Raw genomic sequence first — 23,236 nt, 5'->3', positions numbered from 1 at the left:
TTCTCAACTCCTCCTATAGATCTTCTAAAACATCGGATTTGGCAGTTTCCACTGGAACTCCTTTCTTCCTGTACCGCTATTTATCCACTATTTGCCTCCTATTTTATTAAAAGCAAAAGGAAACCATACACCTACTATCGCAGAAGTGATATAGGGCGTAAAGTATACTAGGGTTGGAACCATGTCAATCACCGTAAATTGTGACAAAACGAATAGTAGCCCGCTTCCTAAAAAATACCCGCTAACTATGCCAATAAGTGCGAATCCTAGCATCATTGATGCCCCTCCTTTCTATGTCCCAATGCGTATCCGACCGCTCTTGGTACGAACGCAGCAGCTAGAATAACAAGTGTGGCTCCCGCAACTGGATGCAGGGCGCCAATAAACGCTGCTTGACGCCCAATGTTTGCCGTTGCATACATGATAAAAACCAATAGGAACAAGCTGGCGATGAAAACATAATCAGTCTTTTTCACTTTACAAAGGACAGCTATTAAGAGTAAGACAATTGGCAAGTTAAGGCCAAACAAACGAACAAATAGTGTATGGGTTAACCAGTAGCTGCCTTGGCCGAACAAAGCCATACCTGCAAAGAAAAATTGCACCAAAACACTGATAAAAAACAAGATTGCGACACTGGCATAAATAATTTTCATGATTCGCATACACTCATCCCCCTTTTTCTAAATAACTCACACGACCATATTAGCTAATTAATATTGCGAAAAGATGACGACGCACATGAAGAGGAGAAATCAGGTTAGTGGTCCTTCTTTAAATAGTTGAAAAACAAGACAAGACAAGCTCCCGCCACTCCAAACACCACTTTATCCAGCACGACCCCAATGCCTTCCTTCCCGAATACGAGCAAGCTGGCAAAGACGCCACATCCAAACCCCGCTATTGCTTTTAAAATCATCGCTTCACCTCCTTGCTTTAACTTACAGCAACCATATTGCAAACGATTGAAGGCCAGGTGCGCTGCAGATGAAATGGCTAATTAATCTTCATACAAAAAACACTTCCGCCAGCCGAAAGTGCTTTTTATTGTTTTGGCAGGATAACAGTAAATGTTGTTCCTTTCCTCATCGTGCTTTTCACATCAATGGTTCCCCCAAGAATCTGTACAAATTCTTTCGCAATGGCCAGTCCTAGTCCACTCCCCCCTGAATTGCGGTCTCTTGCTTTTTCCGTGCGGTAAAACCGGTCGAATATAAAAGGCAGCGCTGCCGAATCAATCCCTTGGCCTGTGTCTTTTACGTTTATAACGATCTTGCTATCCTCCTCCAATAATTCGACGGTAATTTCCCCGTATTCCGGTGTATAGCGGATCGCATTCGTCATTAAATTATGCAGAACTTGGGTCATTCGTTGCTCATCAACAGTAAGAAAAACGAATTCCTCTGGTAAAGACATTGACAATTGCTGTTTTTTCTTATCAGCTTCATATTTGAGGTGACTGCAGACATTTTCCACAACTGAGGCTACATTTACTCGTTTTAACGAGAGAGGCAGTTGGTCAGATTGGGCCAATGAAAGTACTTGTAAGTCATCAATGATTGATTGGAGCCTAGCTACATCATCTTGCAATGGCAACAACTCATAAACCGGGATTTCTGCTTGACCTAACTGAAATGATTCAAGCTTCCCTCTAATAATTGTTAATGGCGTCCGCAATTCATGGGCAATATCCGCAGTCAGTTGTTTGCGGTTTTCTTCAGCAAGCTCAAGTTGTTCTGACATCTTATTTACAGTATGTGAAATTTTATTATACTCATCCGTTGAATAGCTAGGAACTCGTCTGCTAAACTGGCCTTGGCCGATCTTGGTTAAAACCGGGATCAATGATTCTAAAGGAGCGGTTAACGTTTTCGAGACAAAATAAGCGATAACGGTGCATATTATTGTCACAATTACTGAACTTGCTACTAATGCGATCGTCATGTTGTCCCTGTAAGCATATTGCAATATCGTTAAGATTTGAATCGAGTCATCAATAAAATAAACCGTTGCTCCCTCAGCTGTATGTGGGAGGTCCAACGTTACGGACATTCCTAAATGCTTTAGTGTTTCAATCGTTTCTTCGCCTTGCGAATAATAGCGCTCTCCAGAATCAGAAACGACTGCAATGGAATAAGGCGCAGGCACAAGTAGCTGATCGTTCATTTCTACCCAATCGCCGTCAAATTCTAAATAGGCTTCCGTAATGGCCGCTTTGATTTGATCGCCTTTTTCCGCATGCGCGTCGTCAATAAAGTGATTTAACATCGTGTTTAACGTCACTTGCGTAACAAGAAGAGACAATAACATCGTTATTCCAATATATACGACAAGCGTCAAAAACAGCCTTTTGCGTACCTTCACTTCGTATCACCAAACCGATATCCAAAACCAAATACCGTTTGTATATACTCTGGCTTAGATGGATGATCTTCTATTTTTTTACGCAATCGGCTAATATGGGCATCGACCGTCCGTTCATCATTTAACAGTTCATCTCGCAACGCTAAGTCAAGCAATTGCAAGCGACTGTATACAATATTTGGCCGTTGAGCCATCAAATACAGCAACTTAAATTCAGTTGGCGTCAACTGTACTTCAACTCCCCGCTTCCATACCCGGTATTCGTTTTCCGAGATGACGAGCTCGCCTCGTGCCAATGTTGTCTTTTCTTCAGCATGCCCTTTCTGCACGGCCAAGCGCCGATTTAATGAATGGAGCCTTGCTGCTAATTCTCGTAGAGAAAAAGGCTTTGTAATATAGTCATCCGCTCCGGCCTCGAGCCCGAGCACCTTATCGCTTTCTTCTGACCTTGCTGTTAATAAAATAAGGCCTATGCCCGGGTTTTTTGTTCGCAGTTGCCTGCAAACGTCTACCCCACTCATGCCAGGCATCATCCAGTCGACCACCGCAATAGTAACTGAATGGTTTGCTTCTACCTGAATGGCTTCTATTCCATTCCGTGCTGTGTACACACGGTACCCTTCTTTCTTTAAAAAATCCTCTACTAATTCGAGCACTTCTTTCTCATCATCCACAACCAATATCGAATCCATCTTTTCCTCCTAGGCTCATCACTTTGTAAAAACAATCCTATCCGCTTAACCGCCGCCCCAATCACGCCAACTATCAGGCCAACGACAGCGCCAGTTGCAACGCTGCTTATAAACGCAATTGGCCGTGCAATTAATTCTGCTGCTGTGTTGGAGAGATGACTTAAATTGCCGCCTAGACGTAAAGAGTCACCAAAAACATGACTCCAAAACAATTGATGAAACAGCCCAACATAAAAGCCATACCATAAACCAATGCTAAACAGCACCACAAAAGGTTTTTTCACTTTCTTCCAAACAACATACCCCATCCAAACAATAGCCGGTACAAACACGAGAAATTGATTAGCGACTCCGTTTGGCTCAACCAATCGTAAATCATGGGCAATGACTCTTGGCACCCCTAGTAAAGCCAGCAACAAAACTGTTCCCAACGAAACCCCTGTCCAACGGAAAAATCTTTTAGCCATTTTAGACACTCCCTTATTATGCTTTTTCTTATTCATAAGGGTACGCTAGTCATGTTGCGAAGTTATGACGATTATAGGCACGGAAAAAAGGAAACGACCAGCAAATGCCTAAGCGCTGGTCGTTTTGTTTTACTTCTTATTTCGGTACAAATACATCGTGAGCGGAGCAAAAACAGCTGTAATCAAAAACGATACAGCTACTACCCAGCCTACCTGTTCACCAGTAGCCGTTCCATGCATGAAGCCACGGACGGCATCGACTAAAAGGGAGATTGGATTGATGTCGACAAAGAGCTGGAGCCACGATGGCAACGTGCCTGGATCGACGAAGACATTGCTGACAAAAGTGAGCGGAAACAGCACCATCATGCTGACCATCATGAGTGACTTATCAGAACGCATAATAAGGCCTAGTGTCGTCCAAATCCACGATAAACTGAAGCAGAAAAGCAAGATTAGCGCAACGGCAGCAATGACGCCAAGCGCTCCCCCTTCTGGACGAAACCCAAGAATAAGGCCAAGTATAATCATTATCGCCGATGCCATTGTATAGCGGACTGTGTCTACCAGCAACGAGCCGATCAAGGCCGAAGGCAGCCAGATTGGCAACGTTCGGAAACGGTCAAAGATGCCTTTTCGAATATCGTTGTTTAAATCAAGTCCAGTATACATCGTAATTTGCGCGACGGTCATGACAAGAATCCCTGGCAGGAGGAATTGCAAGTATTCATTTGTAGAGCCAGAAATCGCGCCGCCAAATAAATAAGTGAACATCAACAGGAAAATAACCGGAAAGACTGTCACATCAAACATTTGTTCAGGAATGTGCTTAATCCGCAGCAGCGCCCTAGTCGCGAATGTCATTGACGCAGCGAGTGGATTCGGGCGAGGTGGGCGCCTGCTTTTGGCAATCGCATCCGCTAATTGCATGCTTTGTTCTTGTTTATTTCCTTCCATTGCCTCGTTCATTCACTTTCCTCCTTTTCTTCCTCTGGTGTTTGCACCATTTCGCCAGTCAGCGTCAAAAAGACTTCATCTAGACTCGGCTGTCCAAGGGAAAATGTACGGACAGCTATGTTTGCGCTCGCTAACTTTCCTACAGCCGCTGCCGCAACATCTGGATTACCCGTTTGCGCGGTAAGCGACGTCGGGTCTTTTCCAGGATGCACCATGGTGTTCTGATCTTCCGCCAGCAATTGCATCGCCCTTTCCCGATCGCTTGCATGTTGCAGCGTCAAGTGGAGTGTATTCGTGCCAACCGATGCTTTCAACTCACTGCTTGTGCCTTCAGCAATAATCTTGCCATGGTTGATAACGGCAATCCGGTCCGCAAGCTGGTCAGCCTCCTCCAAATATTGCGTCGTTAGGAGCACGGTCGTCCCAGCATCGACTAATGTACGGACAATATCCCACACTTGGTTGCGGCTCCGGGGATCAAGCCCTGTGGTTGGTTCATCAAGAAACAGCAGTTCAGGCGTTACAACAATGCTGGCCGCAATGTCTATGCGGCGCCGCATCCCGCCTGAGTAATTTTTCACTTGCCTTTTTGCGGCTTCCTCTAATCCAAATGCATGGAGCAATTCTTCCCCTCGCCGTTTTGCTTGTTTTCGCTTATATCCCATAAGCCGGGCAATCATCGTCAAATTTTCAATGCCAGTTAAATCTTCATCAATGGAAGCGTATTGTCCTGTTAAACTGATCCGGCTTCTGACTGCATCTGTTTCTTTGGCGAGGTCATGGCCAAAGATCTTCGCCTCACCGCCATCTGGTTTTAAAAGAGTCGCAAGCATGCGGATTGTCGTCGTCTTTCCCGCCCCGTTTGGCCCAAGAAACCCATAGACCGTTCCTTTTACGACAGACAAATCGACACCATCAACAGCCCGATGCTTGCCAAATACTTTCACGAGGCCTTTCGCCTCGATCGCCTTTTCTTCTGCCATTTGTCCCAACTATATTCAGCCCCCTTTTTTACCAACATTACTCCTATTCAGTCAAACGCTTATTTATGCTCAACGGCTTATCCACAAATGATCACGCCTTGCGCCTGACACTTGGAAAAATACGCTACATCATGATGATCACAGCAAAACAGATGGCGCGCACTTCATTCCGTTAATCAAGTATAGCACCTTGTTCGATGTTACTGAATGATTTTGTCTGAAATATAAAACAAACGTTGCTAGCCAATCATACTTCGCTGGACTGTTAACGTCGCAGGCTCTCATTTTATTTTCCCAGCTGGCAAGAATAATAAAATAACCTTCAATAAAGCAAACATCTCGCCTCGTTTTACACACGAGGCGAGCTATTTGTGTTTTCGTTAAGAATGATTTGGGGCTTCCGTCAAGTCCTCTGCCCTTCCTGGCAACTCTTCATTGCTGTCTTCGGCAGGTTTTGCCCGTTTCATGAAAAAGGCTAGCACTAACGCAATGATTGAAACGTATACCGTAACCATGAATGCGTCGTTGATCCCTTCAACCATTGCCTGTTGGCCGAGAAGCGCAGGATCAATTGTGCCAGCTAGCTCCTCTGCATGGATTCTTGTCTGTGTAGACATAATCGTCACAAGCAACGCGGAACCAACCGCCCCTGCCACTTGGTTTAGCGTATTATTCATCGCAGTTCCGTGTGGATTCATTCGTGCGGGGAGCTGGTTTAAACCGTTTGTCATGACAGGCATCATCAACATAGACATGCCAAACATCCTAAATGAATACAACATAATCAACTCTGTATAGGAAGTATCAAGAGCCAATGTCGTGAAAAAGTAGGAAGTAACAATCGTGATCAACAGGCCGATGATCGCTAAAACGCGCCCGCCAAATTTGTCAAACAAACGTCCCGTGATTGGGGACATCGCTCCCATGATCAAAGCGCCTGGCAACATGAGCAAGCCTGCATGGAATGGCGAAATGCCGCGAACAGTTTGAATGTAGAGTGGCATGAGCAACATTCCGCCAAACATGCCCATCGTCACTGTAAGCGAAATCGCCGAAGATAAAGCAAACATCGGGTATTTATATATCCGAAAGTCCAGCATGGGCTTTTCCAGATGAAATTGCCGCGTAATAAACAGCACAAGGCCAATCACGCCGATGACGATTGTCCCGTACACTTCTAGGCTGGCCCATCCTTTATCTCCAGCAGCACTAAACCCATACAATATCCCGCCAAAACCGATGCTTGATAAAATAACAGACATCACATCAAGATGTGTATGCACCGATTGTTTATTGTCATACAGTCGAAATACAGCGAGTAAAAGGGTAACAATTGCGAACGGCAGCATCATATAAAACAATACACGCCATTCATAATGTTCTACAATCCAGCCTGACAACGTCGGGCCAATCGCCGGGGCAAATACCATGACGAGGCCAAAAATGCCCATTGCCGATCCGCGCTTTTCAACTGGAAAGGATGTTAACATTACATTCATTAACAACGGCATCATAATCGCCGATCCTGAAGCTTGAATGACACGCCCTGCCATAAGTAGTGGAAAACCGTGGGAGAAACCAGCTAATGCGGTTCCTAAAGTAAACAGTGTCATTGCTGTTAAAAAAAGCCCGCGTACGGAAAATTTTTGGATTAAAAACGCTGTAATGGGTATAAGAATCCCGTTTACAAGCATATAGCCAGTCGTTAACCATTGAACAGTCGCAGGAGAAATATCAAAGTCTGCCATGATAGACGGCAAAGCCACATTAAGCAACGTATTGTTTAGTAACGCAATAAATGCACCGGCAAGCAGCATCGCAATCATTTTATATGGCGGTTTCGTTGGTGTATTTTCTGTCATTCAATAACCCCCTCTAAACTGTCGGTCCAATATATATACACCAGTTCTATTGCAATAACGAGATTTATCATACTCCTTTCCATTCCTCTTTTCAAGCGAAAAATTTGCGATTTGTTTTTTTTACAAATGTACGGTAGCATTAAAATTGGACGACTGGTTCAGATCATTCAATACGGGGTGACGCAATTGCAGAAACGGAAAGAACATGTCATCGAAACAGCGCTTAACCTATTTTTAAAATCGGGCATCCAAGGGACTTCTATCCAAACGATTATTGACAAAAGCGGGATTTCAAAAGGAACGTTTTATAACTATTTTCAGTCTAAAAATGACCTCCTATACGGAATCATTAAATTGATACACAATAAAGTTTTAGCCAAGCGGAAAGAAATTGAAGATGATCCTACCATTACAGGGATGGAACAATTTACAAAACAAACGATCCTGTTTAGCAAGACAAACAAAAAGTACAACCTTTTTCCTTTATTTGAACAAATTTTTTTATCTGACGATCCTTCGTTAAAAAAACTTTTCCAGCAATATTTCTTCCATGAAATCGAATGGATCCAAAAACAGTTTGTTCGTTTATTTGGCGAAGAAATAAAACCATACAGCTTGGATGGCGCCCTAATTTTTAACGGCATTGTCCATCAATTTATGCGTGTAAAAACGATTTCAAAAAAAGAAGAAGACCGATTTTATGAAAACGTGATTCGCTATGCAGCTGAAAGGGCAGGAGAGTTTTTCTCCACCATGCAACAAACACCAAAAGCACCTTTATTTACAGAAAGTTTGTTGCGGGATTGGCTTGACCAAAAAGCCACAACACCAATGAAGAATCAACGGCATTTTGAAACAGCGCACAATACCCTTAAGACAGCGATTCTTTCCGCAAACCACGATACACAAATAGAAAAAGGCTTGCTCGAGGGGCTGGAATTTATTGAGCATGAACTAAAACAGCAGGAACCACGAACATTTGTAATCGAGAGCATCCTCCTCTCCTTTACAGCACATGCTTCAGAATGGAAAGAAACATTGCATCACTATAAAAAAGCGCTTGAACCTTTTATGTAACCGTTCCCTCAAACGATTTACAGACAGCGCTCGAAAATGGTTGTTTAACTGGCCTTTAAGAGAAGGAGAACATTCACGGTTTAATTGAGTTAACGTTTATGGATGTACTTTTTTCTGCTATACTTTTTAAAAAGGAGTAATGCTTAATGACGATCATCATGTTGGTTGCAATTTTTGTTGTGACGTTTGTAGTCGTTTTTTTGTTAAGTGGCTTAATCGACACACTTTTAAAAAACAACCCCAGTATAAAACGGTGGTTCCTCTCATCACTGGCTATTACTGGCATCATCTTTGTGCTCTTTTGGTCTTCGAGTCTCATTTAACATTCTAGCAACGAATTCATCACGATCATACGTTAACGACAATAATGAGAGGTTTGAATATGAGCAATGATTTACTGAAGCAAATTTTGAATAAGCTAGAAAACATCGAAGCTGAACAGCAAAATATGAAAGTTGGGTAGCAAAGCATGAAAGCCCAATTAGATGAGAATACACGACTGACGAGGGCGCTCTATGACAGGCAGGAAGAAACAGATGCGAAGTTAACGTCTCTTGCTGAGATATGAATTTTATGAAGAGGGAAATGACGGCCCTTAAACAAGGGCAAGAGCGGCATGAAAAAATTTTAGAGTCGCTCGCCATGCGTTCATTAGAACAAGAGACAGAGCTCCGGGAGTTAAAACGAATAAAATAGTGTCGTTGCAAAAGGAAAAACCCCCTAAACGGGGGCTTCCTCTGCCGATTTTTGAAAGAAAAATTTTAGGGCGTGGTATACATCGCCTTTTTCTTTTAAAATATAGTGCATAAAACGGGGATCTGTCATGTTTTTGTACGCACTCATTAACGTCGAATGGCGCGAATATTGATTGACTTCCCCGTAGCCAAACAAATTGGAACGTTCCATTAGCTGGTTAACAAGTTTTAAGCAACGTGCGTTATCGGACGTTAGGTTATCACCGTCTGAAAAATGGAATGGGTAAATGTTATACGCACGTGGGTTGTATTTCTCGTCAATCAACTCTAGCGCTTTCCTATAAGCGGATGAACAAATTGTCCCCCCGCTTTCTCCCTTTGAAAAGAAATCCTCTTCGCTTACTACTTTCGCTTCTGTATGGTGGGCAATAAATTCGATTTCAACTGTTTCGTATTTTGTACGCAGGAAACGAGTCATCCAAAAGAAAAAGCTACGTGCCATATATTTTTCAAACCGCCCCATTGAACCACTTGTATCCATCATTGCAATGACAACCGCTTTCGATTCTGGCCGGATCGTTTCCGTCCAAGTTTTAAACCGTAAATCGTCCTTGTAAATCGGCATAATGTTCGCTTCGCCATTTAAAGCGTTGCGTTTAATGGCGGCTAAAATCGTACGGCGTTTGTCGACATTTCCCATTAATCCTTTTTTGCGAATATCATTAAAGGAAATATCTTCCACTACAAGCTCTTGTTCTTCTTTTTTTTGTAAATTTGGCAATGCAAGCTCAGAAAAAAGCATTTCTTCTAACTCCACGATCGAAACCTCAGCTTCATTATAATCTTCGCCTGCTTGGTCGCCTGCGCCTGACCCTTTGCCAGCGCCTGCCTGTTTGTCGCCATTTGGATCACGAGCAACGACATCGCCGATTTTGCTGTCGCCTTTCCCTTGGCCAACATGTTGGTTTTTGTCATAGTTGTAACGAATTTTGTATTCATCTAACGAGCGGATCGGAATTTTGATCACGTCTTTTCCATTGGACATAACAATGTTTTCTTCACTAACTAAGTCAGGCAAGTTTTTTTTGATGGCGTCCCGTACTTTTTCTTGGTGTCGACGTTGGTCTTGGAACCCTTTTCGATGGAGGGACCAGTTTTCCTGGGAGATCGTGAACTGCCGGCCGTTGTCTTTTTCCATACCTTCCCTCCTCAGTAAGGTTTGTTTACGTTTATCGATTGAAAGTGGAACGTTTCTAGTTGATTGTGCATATCATAAACTGGTGCAAAATATTGTTGCATGGCTACTTTTCTTATCCTATGTAAGACAAGAGCAAGAGTTGCCAAGAAATTTTCGTTGGACAAGCCAAACCGCGCCATAGTAACGATGAAAAGGCTAACTGATTACAAGGATTTCGTATGTATGCGTTTTTGCCAAGGCATCGTTTTTCCATCGCTAATCTCGAAGCAAACATAAAAGCAGACGCCCCCATTTCGTACGTTTTTTGCTACACTAATCTAAAAAGCAGGGAGAGCCTATGACAGCTAAACATATGTACATTACACAGTTACACTACGACAAGCCTGCTAATGGGCAAGATCTTGGTTTTCCTCATACCCTTCCATTCCTACAAGGCTTTGATAGCCTTTCTTTTAAAAAACCTGTCACGATTTTTGTCGGTGAAAACGGAACAGGCAAGTCAACGTTGATTGAAACACTAGCAGCGTTAGTGGAATTAAACCTTGAAGGTGGCTCAAAAAACCACCGCTTTGAAACAGAAGCAAGCCATTCTTCTCTCTATCAGTATTGCCGCTTAACTAGGGGGGCCTACCGCCCACGCGATGCTTACTTTTACCGGGCAGAAACGTTTTATAATTTAGCTACAGATATGGATCAATTTGCAGAAGGAGAAGGAGTGTTATCACAAAAACTATTTGGCCGGAATTTACATACATTTTCTCGCGGTGAGGCAATGACAACGTTAATGAATCATCGTTTTTTCGGCAATGGCTTTTATTTGATGGACGAACCAGAAACTGGGCTGTCTGTAAACTCCCAGCTTCAAATCCTCCTTGCCATCAAGGAACGGATCGCCAAAAATTCGCAATTTATTTTCGCCACCCATTCGCCGATTTTAATATTGTATCCAGGAGCACAAGTGTTTCAACTAAGCGATGAAGGTATTGAGGAAATCGCTGCAGAAGAGACGCAGCTTTTTAAAGATTGGCGCATGATTATGGAACGTAATTCCTATTTTATTCACCAACTCTTCTCTGACTGAATGCAAAAACGAGTGCTGTTTCGCACTCGTTTCAGACTGTAGGCAAACGCTCGCATACGTCGTCGTTTGCCTCACTCATATGCTTTGTAACTGTCGTTTCATGCGCAAGAAAACCACTGCTCATGAACCCCCGTTCTATTCGCATCTTCCCTCGGCTGACAAGCGTTTTCTATCAGTCTGAGGGCGGTTATCGACTTTGTCGACAACCTCAAACGAGTGCTGTTTCGTACTCGTTTATCAATCCATAAAGCCAAATTCGGACACCGGCCAGAACCGCAATCCGACTTTGCCAATGATTTCATCTTCATTAACTGGGCCAATCACACGGCTGTCTAAGCTAGCAGGGCGGTTGTCACCCATTACAAAGACATGGTTCTCTGGGACGGTTTCTTCAAATGAGTAATCTTCCGTATACGCGGGCCCTGAATAAGCAGCTTTTGCTTCTTCCAAATAAGGCTCTTCGACTTGCTCGCCATTAATGTAAAGGATGTCGTCCTCAAAGCGAATCGTATCGCCTGGTAAGCCAATCACCCGCTTGATATAGCTATCTTCCTCCGTCGCGTGGAACACGATGAGATCAAACCGCTCAGGCTCGCCAAATTGATAACTTAATTTATTTACAATAAAACGCTCACCGTCATGAGCAGTCGGCACCATTGAGACGCCGCGAACTTCAAAGCTGGTCATCACAAATGTCCGGACTACAAACGCAAGAATAAGCGCAATTGCAATCGCCTTTACCCAGCCCCAAAACTCTGATTTCTTTTCCGCTTCTGCCACTGCTGTTCCTCGCTTTCCGTCTTCCATTCATGAGCATCCTGCCCGTGTTTTTATTAACGTATCATTAATTCAAAAAAAGAACAAGAAATCCTCCACGAGGGGAAGGGAAAGATTTCCTACCTACTGACCCGCCTAAGAGAGATTTTCCAATTTGATGCATAGCTTGTTATCGAGCGATCCCTCTAAAAGCACGGTGTTGTTTTTGATCGAAGGCTTCCACTTCGCTGACTCATTATAAGCCAAATTCAGATAGCGGCCAGAACCGCAATCCGACTTTGCCGATCATTTTATCTTCGCTAACTGGGCCAATAGCGCGGCTGTCTAAGCTAGTAGGGCGGTTGTCCCCCATTACAAAGACATGGTTCTCTGGGACAGCCTCTTCAAATAAATAATCTTCCGTATACACGGGTCCTGAATCAGCAGCTTTTGCTTCTTCCAAATAAGGCTCTTCGACTTGCTCGCCATTAATGTAAAGGATGTCGTCCTCAAATCGAATGGTATCGCCTGGTAAGCCAATCACCCGTTTGATGTAGCGGTCTTCTTCCGTCGCTTGGAACACAATGAGATCAAACCGTTCAGGCTCGCCAAATTGGTAACTCAACTTATCAATGATAAAATGCTCCCCGTCATGAACAGTCGGCACCATCGAGGCACCTTGAACCTCAAAACGTTCAATCACAAATGTCCGGATTCCAACTGCAAGAATAAAGGCAATTGCAATCGTCTTTACCCAGCCCCAAAACTCTGATTTTCTTTTTGCTTCCGCCACTGCTGCTCCTCGCTTTCCGTCTTCCATTCGCGAGCATCCTGCCCGTGTTTTTATTAACGTAGCATTAAATCAAAAAAAGGACAAGAATCCTCCACGAGGCGACGCGGAGGATTTCTTGCCTACCGGTTCAAAAGCGAGCCAACATAGCGGAGTAATTCGTTAGCTGAAACGGAGTTATAGCCATGTTCATCAATGAGTCTTGCGATGACGTCATTCATTTTTTTCAACTGTGATTCATCTGGCGTTTTCACAGAAGTCGTGATTTTTACAATATCTTTTAAATCGGCGAATAACTTTTTCTGAATCGCTTCACGCAACCGTTCATGGGAGTTGTAGTCGAATTTCTTCCCTTTTCGGGCATAGGCAGATATGCGAATTAAAATCTCCTCACGAAATGCTTTTTTGGCATTTTCGGATATGCCGATTTGTTCTTCGATTGAACGCATCAGCTTTTCGTCTGGCGACATTTCTTCCCCTGTAAGGGGGTCGCGGAGTTTGTTTTTGTTGCAATAAGCTTCCACATTGTCAAGGTAATTGTCCATTAGCGTCTTCGCTGATTCATCATAAGAGTAGACGAATGCTTTTTGCACTTCCTCTTTGGCAATCATATCGTACTCTTTGCGGGCAATGGTAATGTAGTCGATATACCGCTCTTTGTCTTCCTTAGAAATCGAAGCATGGGCGTCAAGCCCTTCTTTAATAGAACGGAGCACATCCAACGCTGAAATTGAGGTTAGTTGCTTGCGGATAATCGCTGACGAAATGCGGTTGATCACATAACGGGGGTCGATCCCGCTCATGCCCTCGTCAGGAACCTCTGCCTGCAATTCTTTCACATCCTGACTGTTGTATCCTTCAACCGCTTCCCCGTCATAGAGCTTCATTTTTTTCACTAAGTCAATTCCCGCCTTGTGGGGCTCTTTTAAACGAGTCAAAATCGTAAAGATAGCTGCTACCTTCAAAGCATGGGGGGCAATATGGACATGGGCTAAGTCGCTTTCAGCGATCATTTTTTTGTAGATCCGTTCTTCCTCCGAAACTTTTAAGTTGTAGGGGATTTTCATGACGATGATTCTTGAATGGAGTGCTTCATTTTTTTTGTTGGAAATAAACGATTTGTACTCTGACTCGTTCGTATGGGCCAAAATGAGTTCATCAGCCGAAATGAGCGCAAACCGCCCTGCTTTAAAATTGCCTTCTTGCGTTAATGACAGCAAATGCCATAGAAATTTTTCATCGCATTTCAGCATTTCTTGAAATTCCATCATACCGCGGTTTGCCTTGTTTAACTCCCCATCAAAGCGGTATGCACGTGGATCCGATTCAGAACCAAATTCAGCAATAGTCGAGAAGTCGATGCTTCCAGTCAAATCGGCAATGTCCTGCGATTTTGGATCTGACGGCGAAAAGGTGCCAATCCCGGTTCGTTTGTCTTCTGAGAAAAACACCCTTTCCACTAAGACATCTTCAATTCGCCCTCCGTATTCCTCCTCTAACCGCATCATATTTAAAGGCGACAAATTGCCTTCAATTTTTATGCCATACTCCTCTTCAAAGTCTTTGCGCAAATGCAGTGGAATCAAATGGAGAGGGTCCTCATTCATCGGACATCCTTTAATGGCATAAACGGCGCCTCTGTCGGTACGTGAATAGTTCTCGAGGCCACGCTTCAACATCGTCACGAGTGTTGATTTTCCGCCGCTAACTGGCCCCATTAACAACAAAATCCGCTTGCGGACATCGAGTCGTTTCGCAGCCGAATGAAAATACTCCTCTACCAGCTTTTCAAGCGCTTCCTCCAGCCCATAGATGGAATCTTTAAAGAAGGAATACACTTTTTTTCCGTTTTTTTCTTCTACTCCGGCGTCTTTTATCATATTGTACACGCGTGAGTGGGCTGTTTGAGTGACCCATGGCTTTTCCTTAATTAACGCTAAATAATCGGCAAACGTCCCTTCCCACTTTAAGCGTTCTTCTTCTTCTCGGTATTGTTCAATTTTTTTTAGAATATCCAATGCGTATACCTCCGTCCTCGTGTAAGCGAGATTACTTAACGTTATGCCGAATGACGCATGAACATGCTACTTTTTCGAAATTGAATCTCTGTCCGTCCCAACAAAACAGTGGTATACTAAACCCATATTAATAGAAAGCGAGTTTTGTCATGAAAACAGGGACAGGCTGGATATTAATTGTGGTTTTAGCCTTATCAACCGTTTTTTTATTTTCAAACGTAACAGCGGAAATCACAAACGTACAATCAGTGAGACAAATAGTCAATGAGCACATTGACCGTGACGCCCTCTACTTGTCTTCCAACAGTACCATTGTCGATGCCAATGGACGAACGTTTGCGGAATTAAATAACGGAACGAACCGGGTTTACTTGCCTTATAGCGATATTCCTGAGACGGTCATTTATGCTTTTATCGCCACTGAGGACAAGCGTTTTTTTGAGCATCATGGCTTCGATGCAACAGGCATTGCCAGAGCTTTTCTTGCCAATGCAAGCGAAGGAGGCATTGACCAAGGGGCAAGCACCATTACCCAGCAAATGGTGCGCAATATCTTTTTAGACCATTCCCGTACATATAAGCGAAAAGTGAGTGAGCTGCTTTATGCCTATGAGCTGGAACAACAGTATTCTAAGGACGAAATTCTTGAGCTTTATTTAAATTCTATTTACTTCGGCAACGGTGCTTATGGCGTTGAGGCAGCGGCGCAGCTTTATTTCAGCGAAACAACGAACCAGTTGTCCCTTGCGCAAATTGCGTTTTTGACAGCCATTCCGAATAATCCAACTTATTATGATCCTTTTAAAGACGAAGCCACCCATACCCATGAACGTAAAGAATGGGTTTTGCAAAAAATGGAAGAGGAAGGGTTCATTACGTCTACCGAGCATAACGAAGCATTGGAAGAATCGATCGCCTTGCATCGTTCGCAGCTTACAAACGAATTTCCTGATTACAGCGATTTTATTTTAGCTGAATTTAAAATGCTTATCCGCCAACAAGAGAATATGGAGGAAGCGCCAAGCGAGGAAGTCGAAGCGCGCGTTAACGAACTGCTGAAACAAGGGGTGACGATTGAAACAGCGCTTGATCCAGATCGGCAACAGCGGCTAGTCGACAGCGTGGTGCGAGAATTGCCTGACGACGCACAAGGAGCTGCGATGGTGATTGATAATGACGAACGGACGATTGTCGCTATCAGTAACGGAAGAGGCTACGAAAAGGGCAATCTCATGTACGCGACACAGTCGTTTCGCCACCATGGGTCCGCCTTTAAGCCATTGATCGACTATGTGCCTTATTTAGAAGAAACAGGCGCTCCACTGACCGCTACTTTTAACGGCAATCCATCGCCTAACTGTGATCAAAACAGCAGCAAACAAACGGTTGGCTGTGTGAATAACTACAATCATGCTATGCCTGGCGTTGTCACCATGCGAGAAGCATTCAAGCATTCCTACAATGTCCCGGCGGAATACATGCTGGCACAAGTCGGCGTCGAAAAAGCGCTATCTTACTTAGAGCCTTTCTCTTTTAGCAAACTTAATGACGAGGAGCGCGGCCTCGCTCTTGCCTTAGGCACCGTCGATGTCTCTGTTTATGAGATGGCCCAAGCCTATTCCACTTTTGCACACGACGGCAAATTTGCCCCAGCACATGGCATCGTGCGCGTCGTTGATGAACACGGGGAAACGCTCTATCAATGGGACGATGTGGAAGAAGTGCTTGTCTGGTCAAAGGAAACGAATGACAAAATGCGGACGTTGCTGGCGGATGTAATTGCTTCAGGGACAGGCAAAGGAATGACGTTGGGGCAAAGTGGCTACATCGGCGGAAAGACAGGAACGAGCAGTCAATACCGCGACCTTGCCTTTTCTGGACTAACCGACAAATACACGGCTTCGGTATGGGTAGGAAGGGATGAAGGTTTCGTAGAAGACTTGTCGCCAAGACGACCAGCAATGAATATTTGGGAAACGGCCGTGCGCGAGTAGCCTGGCCATCAATGGGAACGAAGGCAAACGGACGTATAGAGGGTTGATAACATACAAAAAACCGGTTCCCGACTCTCGACTAAAGACAAGCGCCCTATTTAGTCTAGTATGGCAGGTCAACGTTGCCGACCGCCTCATCGGGTCTTCCGGTTTTTCGTAACGTGCTATTGTTTATGAGGGTTGTCCTCATAGCCTCCAGCAAAAATTGAAATTAAAAAGACGACACAAACGCTCATCATCAAAAACGTTCTCATTTTTCCTACTCCTCCTCGCAGGGGCTCGGCTGATTCCATTTCATTATAGCGAATCTGCTCACACTTGAAAAGCATTCCAGTAAACTTTCTAAAACGTTTTCACTTAACGGAAAGGGGTTTTTCACTATGTATGTTGTTATGAATGAATTGCATGTACCACCAGAAAGAAAAGCGGTGCTGACTGAACGGTTTCGTCAATCGGCAGAGCGCATGGCAGAAGTGCCAGGTTGTTTAGAGTTTTTGTTTCTCTCAAACATTGAAGAAACTGGAAAACAAATTGTTTTTACAAAATGGGCATCGAAGCAAGACTATGAAAATTGGCTTTCCAGCCCTGCTTTCGCTAACGCTCACTCTGGCAAACCAAAGCAAGAAAAGCCTGCCGCTTCTGCTAATGAGCTTTTTGCCTATGAAGTCGCCCACCATTTTTGCAAAGGCGACTAAACGCCACGATCAACATTTTGTGTTAAGGAGACGACCATGACAAATCGGTATTTAACCGGACATCTTCCGTTAATTAGCATATTGCTTTTTAGTTTAGCGTTAGCACTATTTGGCCAATCCTTTGCCATTGGCTGGCTTGAAAATAATGGCATTCTTTCTAGCATGACAGAGTTGATCCGGGAAAACGAAATCCGCCTTGGGGTCACGATTCTGTTTTTACTGGCCTTTTTTATGCTATTTTCGGCTTTAAAATTGATTGCCGATACAGTGTTTTCACTGTCATTGCTGTTTTTTTCAAAAGATGAAGAAGGCGCGCTTTGGCAAAAGGTACAAGGTGGCGCCTGGATTTTTCTTGGGGCAAGCATCCTATCCCTGGCTGCCGTAAAAATGATCTTTGTCATTTTGTTACTGTTTGTTGCCGCTGCCTTTAGCTATTTGTTGTTTGCCATTTACCGAATTGCCGACTCTTTGACGATTCCTGGCTTAATTGGTTTTGTTTGTTTTCAGCTTTTATTTTGGGCCGCGTTTTTAATTACCATCATCTATTTCGCTATCCGCCTTTATAATTCTTTTGTCGCCAGCCTTCCTCTATAACAGCACGAACAAGCTCGCACACAGCAACGAGGCGAGCTTGTTTTATTGGACGTTTGGAAACCCTTGCTGCCTTAGGGCTTCATACAGAACAATTGCAGCTGTATTGGATAAATTAAGGGAGCGGATCAAATCGGTCTGCGGAATGCGGAGACAGCGTTCAGTGTTTGCCTCGGTCAGATGGTTAGGCAAACCTGTCGTTTCCTTGCCAAAGACAAAAAAATGGTCAACCTCTGTGTTACGAAAGTCAAAGTCTGTATAAGGTTTAGAGCCAACTGTCTCAATATAATAGAAAAGCCCTTCTGGATAAGTTGCAAACAGTTCTTCAATCGAATCATAATAGTGAATCGTCACATTAGGCCAATAATCACAGCCAGCCCGCTTCAACATCCGATCTTCAGTTGAAAACCCGAGCGGGCGTATTAAATGGAGCGTCGCATTGGTTCCTGCGCATGTGCGGGCAATGTTTCCTGTATTTGCTGGAATTTCAGGTTGGTATAGGACAATATGTAAACTCATGAAAAGCACCTCGGTCTTTACTCAAATATCGCCATTATAGCATGTATTGCCTCCTTTTCCTAGTTTTCATTGCTGTCCCCTAATACAAGTTGCCACAGTTTAAAGCCTTCTAGTCAACGACAATGCGGAAAAATTTATATTGGATATCTGGTGTATAAGCAGGTGAGTTTTGGTAAGTCCAATAACGCATGCGGCTATTGACTGTCTGCGCATTGACGAGGGGTTCATTGCGCAAATCTTTCGCTACAACAATCGCTGTATGGTCCCATCTCCCCGACCCATCAAAGTCATAGCAAATGACATCGCCAGGCAACAATTGGCTTGCTCGTTGTTTTTCCTCGCCACGGAGTCCTTTTTGGGCGCCGCTTAAATACCAGCGAAAAGAATGGGCAACAGACCAGCTTAAACTCATCGATTGGCTGTTTTCATACCACCAACCGTGGTGTGTGTTGCCTTTAGCGGTCATTGGGGCGCCTCCAGCAAACAGGCATTGTGATATAAAATTGGTGCAATTGTCTTCAAAGCGCTTAAACGCGGGATTATAATCATTCCACCACCTTTCCGCATATCGGACAGCATCACGGCGGTTGTACTCACTGCGATTTTGACTTTGCTCGTCTCGAGCCTCAACGCTTTCATTCTGTGCGTCTTGCACTGGCCCTTGAAGCAGACGGACATCGGCACGTAGCCTGCCCTCTGTAAAGGTTGCCCTACGTTTAAATACCCTTTCTTCCATATAGCTACCTTCATCTTGAACAATCAACCGTTCAAGCAAAATCGCGTAATCGACTTGCGTCACTTGTTCATGGGTGCGTACAGATATGATGTCGCCTGATGCTTGGGAACGGACGACTTCTGCTCCCCTTTTTTCCATCTCTTTCCGCTCTTGTTCAATCGCTTTTTTTTCCTCATCGTCAAAGATGGACGCATCTCCTTTTACATACGCTCGATTCATTCTCTCTACCCGGTCATGAATTGCTTTTACAAGTTTTTTTTTCATCGCCATCCTCCTCTCTTCCAATCATATGGCGTTTTTTAAAAACAATGATTGAATAATTATTCATATAAATGTATAATTAAACAAAAATGATTACGGAGGCCTTTCTAAATGATACGGTTCGCACAACAGGCAGACGCCAACGCCCTTCATCATTTATTGCAACTTGCTTTTAGCAAATATGACACCGGTTTGACCGATACGCCAGCCCTTACAGAAACGCCAGCCTCTCTAAAAGAAAAGATTGCTTCAAGCCACAAGGCACTCCTTCTCATAAAAAATGGCCAAATTTCGGCAATGTGTTTATTTCAATTCGTAAATGGCAGTTGCCATTTTATCCGTCTCTGTGTCCATCCTGCATACCAAGGTCAAGGGCTGGGTACTTTGCTTCTGAAAGAAATGGAACAGCACGCGAACGCCCAAGGCTGTTCTTCGATGTGTTGTCAAGCACGGAAAGCCAACTGTGCTTACTATGAAAAACAAGGCTACAGCATTTGTGGGTACCACGCTCAATCTGACTTGTATTTGTTAAAAAAGATGCTCAAGGAAAGGCAAACAAGGCAGTGTGCATAAGCACACTGCCTTGTTTTATGAGGATATTTTTAATGCTCCTTCGAGGCCTAGTAATAGTTGCTTTTTCGTCAAGCCGCCTCCGTACCCAACCATTGCCCCATTGCTGCCGATTACTCTATGGCATGGGATCACGATAGGAAGGGGATTTTGATTATTGGCACCGCCTACTGCGCGAACGGCTTTAGGCGCTCCTATTGCCTGGGCAATATCTTTGTACGATTTTGTTTTACCATAGCCAATGTTTTGTAGTTCTTTCCATACTTTTAGTTGAAACGGCGTACCGATTAAATCGAGGTCGGCATCAAACTCAACACGGAGACCATTAAAGTATTCGCGCAGCTGGCAACAAATATCAAGATCTTCGTTTTCGTCTAAATGAATCCATTGAGGCCGTATTCCCGCTTTTGACAGCTTTGCCGTAACTTGTGCTTTGTTTATTTGACCAAAGTGGATTTGGCAAACTCCTCGCTCTGATGCGACAATGGACAACAATCCAAGGGGACTCTCCATTTCTTTGACGTACATTTGCTTAAGCGAACTCATGCCATTCCCTTCTTCCCTGAAAAGATTAAAGCATCTTTATTATTGGGGCCCATTCTGTTTTTTTAACAGTTCGAGCCCTTTTTCGATTTCAATTTGCACAAGCTGGTCCGTTTCTGTCTCTTTCGCTGTTAGCAGCGCTTTTTCCTCTTTTTCCGACCCGCCAATTTTGCCAATCGCCCAAGCTGCCGTGCCGCGGATAACAGGCCGAGGGTCAGAAGCAAGCAATTCACGCAGTTTCGGCAAAGCGCTTTTTTCCTTGTAGTGAGCAAGGGCGATAATGGCATTGCGTTGGATCGGCTTTTTGCCGCGCCATGAGCCTGCCATATGGCCAAACTGCTCTTTAAATTCACGATTGCTTATCGACAACAACGGCTCTAGTAATGGTTTGCACAACTCTGGATCTGGTTCCATTTCTGGATGATGATGGCTGTCGATTCCTTTATTATATGGGCATACTAGCTGGCAGGTGTCCCATCCGTATAAATAATTTCCGATCTTTTCCCGATACTCATCAGGCATCAATCCTTTCGTTTGCGTTTGGTACGACAAACAAGCTTGTGCATTCAGTTCCCCTGGACCTACAAGAGCGCCAGTTGGACACGCATCAATGCATTTAGTGCATGAACCACATAAATCTTCAAGCGGTTCATCCAATGGAAGCGGTAGGGATGTTAATAAGTTGCCAAGGAAAACAAAGCTTCCAAATTCAGGCGTAATCGTAAACGTATTTTTCGCTGACCAGCCTATGCCGGCACGTTCTGCTACAGCTCGGTCTGATAAAGCGCCTGTGTCAACCATTCGCACCATTTCCGTTTCCCCAACCCGTTCGCGTAAAAACGCCTCCAGTTTTTTCAAACGGTCATTTAGTACGGTGTGGTAATCTTGTCCCCATGACGAGCGCGAAAAAACGCCGCGCCTTGCCCCTGGAATGCTTTTAGGCGCTTTTTTCATTTTTGTCGGATAGGCAACGGCAATCGAGATAATCGTACGTGCACTTGGCAAGCTGAGCCGCGGATCGACCCGTTCTTCCAATACGGGATGCTCAAAGCCTGAAGCATATCCTTTCTCTTGGTGCTCGATTAAACGGTCTTTTAATGACAGAAATGGATCAGCAGATGCAATTCCCAGTTTATCAACGCCGATTTTAGCGCTGTAAGCGAGCAAATCGGCTTTCAGTTGGGCGTAATCCATGCCCTTGTCTCCTTTTTTGCAAAACGCTTTTATTGATTTAAGCAACCGATACGACGATAATAAATGTATCACTTTAGGAGGTCGCTATGACTATTGGTTTGCTTTATACCTATCATATCGAAATTGGCCCATCATCACAAATGTTAAAAGGACGTCTCCAGTTTTTTCAAGAATTGCTCCATTTTGATTTGCAGGACGCTCCGCTTAACGCTTTTGTTGCGCAAGAAAACTGGCCCCAAAAAGGGACGCTCCATCATGAGGCTTTGTTTGCCTCGCTTCAAGAAGGGGACTTTTTTAAACCAGTCCATTCAGCAGTGGACTTGACTCGTTTTTTCATGCTTGAGTATAAATTGCCAATTACCTTTCATGACGCCGATGCCCTGACAACACCGTTAATGGTTGATCCAAAACAGGCTACTGTTTCCGATCAATTAGGCTTGATTTCAAGCCCAGATACGTTTGCTTTGCGAACAGAAGCATCGGAAACGACGACAAACGGGCTACATGTTTTTTACTTTCCGAACCACTTACACGAGGACAAGCGCTTGCCTTTGCTCCAAGCAGCGGGCAGCATGTTTACCCATGTACATGGCGGCAGCACATCGATTCAGCTTGTGGAAAGTTAACCGTCCGATGTTTAAGAAAAATGGCGATCGGGTATAGTAACGGTAGGCTTACCATAAGGAGGAATCATCCATGGCACAAGAAAAAATCCAACAACTATTGAACAAACAAGTAGCAACCTGGAGTGTTTTATATGTGAAATTGCATAACTACCATTGGTATGTGAAGGGCCCGCACTTTTTTACACTCCACGAGAAATTTGAAGAGTTATACAATGAAGCCGGAGAAACAGTGGACGAGTTAGCTGAACGCCTGCTTGCCTTAAAAGGTCAACCGGTGGCAACAATGGATGAGTTTCTGCAACTATCCGCGATTAAAGAGGGCGATAAAACGCTGTCTCCAGATGAAATGGTTCGTGACTTAGTACGCGATTACGAAAAAATTTCTGATGAGCTCAAAAGCGGCATTGACACATGCGGCTCCCTTGGCGACGATCCAACCCAAGACATGCTCATTGGCTTGCAAGAAAAAATCGAAAAACACGCATGGATGCTTCGTGCTTATACAAAAGAAACGTCAGACGTTCGCTCATAAAAAAGCGGTGCACAAACAAAATGATGCGAGTTGCT

General features: G+C 44.1%; 26 protein-coding genes. 9 read left to right on the top strand and 17 right to left on the bottom strand.

Annotated elements, in window-relative coordinates; translation table 11 throughout:
* Positions 1 to 87: 87 nt before the first annotated feature.
* From N6H06_RS07065 to N6H06_RS07025, 9 genes are all read right to left on the bottom strand, one after another.
* The gene (locus N6H06_RS07065; protein ID WP_263705966.1) at positions 88 to 276 is read right to left on the bottom strand and encodes a hypothetical protein; all 189 of its coding nucleotides are present in this window, start codon (positions 274 to 276) and stop codon (positions 88 to 90) included.
* Positions 273 to 665: a DUF6220 domain-containing protein gene (locus tag N6H06_RS07060; protein WP_062747647.1), complete on the bottom strand. Its 393-nt coding sequence runs from the start codon at positions 663 to 665 to the stop codon at positions 273 to 275. The genes N6H06_RS07065 and N6H06_RS07060 overlap by 4 nt, the downstream gene beginning before the upstream one ends.
* A 95-nt stretch (positions 666 to 760) precedes the next feature.
* Entirely contained in the window at positions 761 to 919 is a 159-nt protein-coding gene (locus N6H06_RS07055) for a hypothetical protein (protein ID WP_263705965.1), read from the bottom strand.
* Positions 920 to 1,044: 125 nt separating this feature from the next.
* Positions 1,045 to 2,364 carry a sensor histidine kinase gene (locus N6H06_RS07050; protein WP_263705964.1) on the bottom strand — a complete coding sequence of 440 codons (1,320 nt, stop codon included), beginning with the start codon at positions 2,362 to 2,364 and terminating at the stop codon, positions 1,045 to 1,047.
* The gene (locus N6H06_RS07045) at positions 2,361 to 3,056 is read right to left on the bottom strand and encodes a response regulator transcription factor (protein ID WP_062747651.1); all 696 of its coding nucleotides are present in this window, start codon (positions 3,054 to 3,056) and stop codon (positions 2,361 to 2,363) included. The genes N6H06_RS07050 and N6H06_RS07045 overlap by 4 nt, the downstream gene beginning before the upstream one ends.
* On the bottom strand, positions 3,008 to 3,523 hold the full coding sequence (locus N6H06_RS07040) for a hypothetical protein (protein WP_263705963.1): 516 nt from the start codon (positions 3,521 to 3,523) through the stop codon (positions 3,008 to 3,010). Before N6H06_RS07040 ends, N6H06_RS07045 begins: the two co-directional genes overlap by 49 nt.
* 129 nt (positions 3,524 to 3,652) lie before the next feature.
* A complete protein-coding gene (locus tag N6H06_RS07035) occupies positions 3,653 to 4,492 on the bottom strand; it encodes an ABC transporter permease (protein ID WP_263705962.1) in 840 nt (279 codons plus the stop codon).
* Positions 4,489 to 5,463 (bottom strand): ATP-binding cassette domain-containing protein, encoded by a 975-nt coding sequence (locus N6H06_RS07030; protein WP_062747943.1) that lies wholly within the window; start codon positions 5,461 to 5,463, stop codon positions 4,489 to 4,491. The genes N6H06_RS07035 and N6H06_RS07030 overlap by 4 nt, the downstream gene beginning before the upstream one ends.
* A 380-nt stretch (positions 5,464 to 5,843) precedes the next feature.
* Complete coding sequence (locus N6H06_RS07025; protein WP_062747658.1) at positions 5,844 to 7,325, bottom strand: DHA2 family efflux MFS transporter permease subunit; 1,482 nt, start codon at positions 7,323 to 7,325, stop codon at positions 5,844 to 5,846.
* 186 nt (positions 7,326 to 7,511) lie between these two features.
* Between N6H06_RS07025 and N6H06_RS07020 the strand changes: the two genes are divergently transcribed.
* Together N6H06_RS07020 and N6H06_RS07015 are read left to right on the top strand one after the other, a co-directional pair.
* On the top strand, positions 7,512 to 8,402 hold the full coding sequence (locus N6H06_RS07020) for a TetR/AcrR family transcriptional regulator (protein ID WP_062747660.1): 891 nt from the start codon (positions 7,512 to 7,514) through the stop codon (positions 8,400 to 8,402).
* 146 nt (positions 8,403 to 8,548) lie between these two features.
* On the top strand, positions 8,549 to 8,725 hold the full coding sequence (locus N6H06_RS07015; protein ID WP_157730510.1) for a hypothetical protein: 177 nt from the start codon (positions 8,549 to 8,551) through the stop codon (positions 8,723 to 8,725).
* 397 nt (positions 8,726 to 9,122) lie between these two features.
* Here N6H06_RS07015 and yhbH read toward each other — a convergent pair whose 3' ends face one another.
* On the bottom strand, positions 9,123 to 10,295 hold the full coding sequence (yhbH, locus tag N6H06_RS07010; RefSeq protein ID WP_263705961.1) for a sporulation protein YhbH: 1,173 nt from the start codon (positions 10,293 to 10,295) through the stop codon (positions 9,123 to 9,125).
* Between the two features lie 337 nt (positions 10,296 to 10,632).
* Between yhbH and N6H06_RS07005 the strand changes: the two genes are divergently transcribed.
* Complete coding sequence (locus N6H06_RS07005) at positions 10,633 to 11,376, top strand: AAA family ATPase (RefSeq protein ID WP_263705960.1); 744 nt, start codon at positions 10,633 to 10,635, stop codon at positions 11,374 to 11,376.
* Positions 11,377 to 11,613: 237 nt separating this feature from the next.
* Here the strand turns inward: N6H06_RS07005 and lepB (N6H06_RS07000) are convergent, their stop codons facing one another.
* The 3 genes from lepB (N6H06_RS07000) to N6H06_RS06990 form a co-directional block, all read right to left on the bottom strand.
* The gene (gene lepB / locus N6H06_RS07000) at positions 11,614 to 12,183 is read right to left on the bottom strand and encodes a signal peptidase I (RefSeq protein WP_062747666.1); all 570 of its coding nucleotides are present in this window, start codon (positions 12,181 to 12,183) and stop codon (positions 11,614 to 11,616) included.
* 205 nt (positions 12,184 to 12,388) lie between these two features.
* Entirely contained in the window at positions 12,389 to 12,952 is a 564-nt protein-coding gene (lepB, locus tag N6H06_RS06995) for a signal peptidase I (RefSeq protein WP_062747668.1), read from the bottom strand.
* A 92-nt stretch (positions 12,953 to 13,044) separates the two neighbouring features.
* Positions 13,045 to 14,940: a PrkA family serine protein kinase gene (locus N6H06_RS06990; protein WP_263705959.1), complete on the bottom strand. Its 1,896-nt coding sequence runs from the start codon at positions 14,938 to 14,940 to the stop codon at positions 13,045 to 13,047.
* A 149-nt stretch (positions 14,941 to 15,089) separates the two neighbouring features.
* Here N6H06_RS06990 and N6H06_RS06985 point away from each other — a divergent pair, with 149 nt between their 5' ends.
* The 3 genes from N6H06_RS06985 to N6H06_RS06975 all read left to right on the top strand — a co-directional run bounded on the left by N6H06_RS06985 (position 15,090) and on the right by N6H06_RS06975 (position 18,223).
* A complete protein-coding gene (locus N6H06_RS06985) occupies positions 15,090 to 16,934 on the top strand; it encodes a transglycosylase domain-containing protein (RefSeq protein ID WP_263705958.1) in 1,845 nt (614 codons plus the stop codon).
* 380 nt (positions 16,935 to 17,314) lie between these two features.
* Positions 17,315 to 17,629, top strand: a complete 315-nt coding sequence (locus N6H06_RS06980) for an antibiotic biosynthesis monooxygenase (protein ID WP_094428868.1) — start codon at positions 17,315 to 17,317, stop codon at positions 17,627 to 17,629.
* Positions 17,630 to 17,665: 36 nt separating this feature from the next.
* Positions 17,666 to 18,223 carry a YufK family protein gene (locus N6H06_RS06975; protein WP_062747676.1) on the top strand — a complete coding sequence of 186 codons (558 nt, stop codon included), beginning with the start codon at positions 17,666 to 17,668 and terminating at the stop codon, positions 18,221 to 18,223.
* A gap of 42 nt (positions 18,224 to 18,265) precedes the next feature.
* Here the strand turns inward: N6H06_RS06975 and trmL are convergent, their stop codons facing one another.
* Together trmL and N6H06_RS06965 are read right to left on the bottom strand one after the other, a co-directional pair.
* Complete coding sequence (trmL, locus tag N6H06_RS06970; RefSeq protein WP_062747677.1) at positions 18,266 to 18,739, bottom strand: tRNA (uridine(34)/cytosine(34)/5-carboxymethylaminomethyluridine(34)-2'-O)-methyltransferase TrmL; 474 nt, start codon at positions 18,737 to 18,739, stop codon at positions 18,266 to 18,268.
* A 109-nt stretch (positions 18,740 to 18,848) separates the two neighbouring features.
* The gene (locus N6H06_RS06965) at positions 18,849 to 19,739 is read right to left on the bottom strand and encodes an amidase domain-containing protein (protein WP_263705955.1); all 891 of its coding nucleotides are present in this window, start codon (positions 19,737 to 19,739) and stop codon (positions 18,849 to 18,851) included.
* Between the two features lie 108 nt (positions 19,740 to 19,847).
* Here N6H06_RS06965 and N6H06_RS06960 point away from each other — a divergent pair, with 108 nt between their 5' ends.
* Positions 19,848 to 20,309: a GNAT family N-acetyltransferase gene (locus N6H06_RS06960; RefSeq protein WP_263705954.1), complete on the top strand. Its 462-nt coding sequence runs from the start codon at positions 19,848 to 19,850 to the stop codon at positions 20,307 to 20,309.
* A 15-nt stretch (positions 20,310 to 20,324) separates the two neighbouring features.
* Here the strand turns inward: N6H06_RS06960 and N6H06_RS06955 are convergent, their stop codons facing one another.
* Both N6H06_RS06955 and queG read right to left on the bottom strand, forming a co-directional pair.
* Positions 20,325 to 20,852, bottom strand: coding sequence for a methylated-DNA--[protein]-cysteine S-methyltransferase (locus tag N6H06_RS06955; protein ID WP_062747682.1), 528 nt, complete (start codon positions 20,850 to 20,852; stop codon positions 20,325 to 20,327).
* Between the two features lie 39 nt (positions 20,853 to 20,891).
* Positions 20,892 to 22,043: a tRNA epoxyqueuosine(34) reductase QueG gene (gene queG, locus N6H06_RS06950; RefSeq protein ID WP_263705953.1), complete on the bottom strand. Its 1,152-nt coding sequence runs from the start codon at positions 22,041 to 22,043 to the stop codon at positions 20,892 to 20,894.
* Positions 22,044 to 22,129: 86 nt separating this feature from the next.
* Here queG and N6H06_RS06945 point away from each other — a divergent pair, with 86 nt between their 5' ends.
* Together N6H06_RS06945 and N6H06_RS06940 are read left to right on the top strand one after the other, a co-directional pair.
* On the top strand, positions 22,130 to 22,669 hold the full coding sequence (locus tag N6H06_RS06945) for a hypothetical protein (protein WP_062747686.1): 540 nt from the start codon (positions 22,130 to 22,132) through the stop codon (positions 22,667 to 22,669).
* A 70-nt stretch (positions 22,670 to 22,739) separates the two neighbouring features.
* The gene (locus N6H06_RS06940) at positions 22,740 to 23,201 is read left to right on the top strand and encodes a Dps family protein (RefSeq protein WP_062747688.1); all 462 of its coding nucleotides are present in this window, start codon (positions 22,740 to 22,742) and stop codon (positions 23,199 to 23,201) included.
* Positions 23,202 to 23,236 lie beyond the last annotated feature (35 nt).

The organism is Shouchella tritolerans (genome assembly GCF_025770735.1).
Taxonomy (GTDB): Bacteria; Bacillota; Bacilli; order Bacillales; family Bacillaceae_D; genus Shouchella; species Shouchella tritolerans.
Note: the sequence above shows the minus strand (reverse complement) of the source record. Positions and strands in the feature narration are given on the sequence as shown.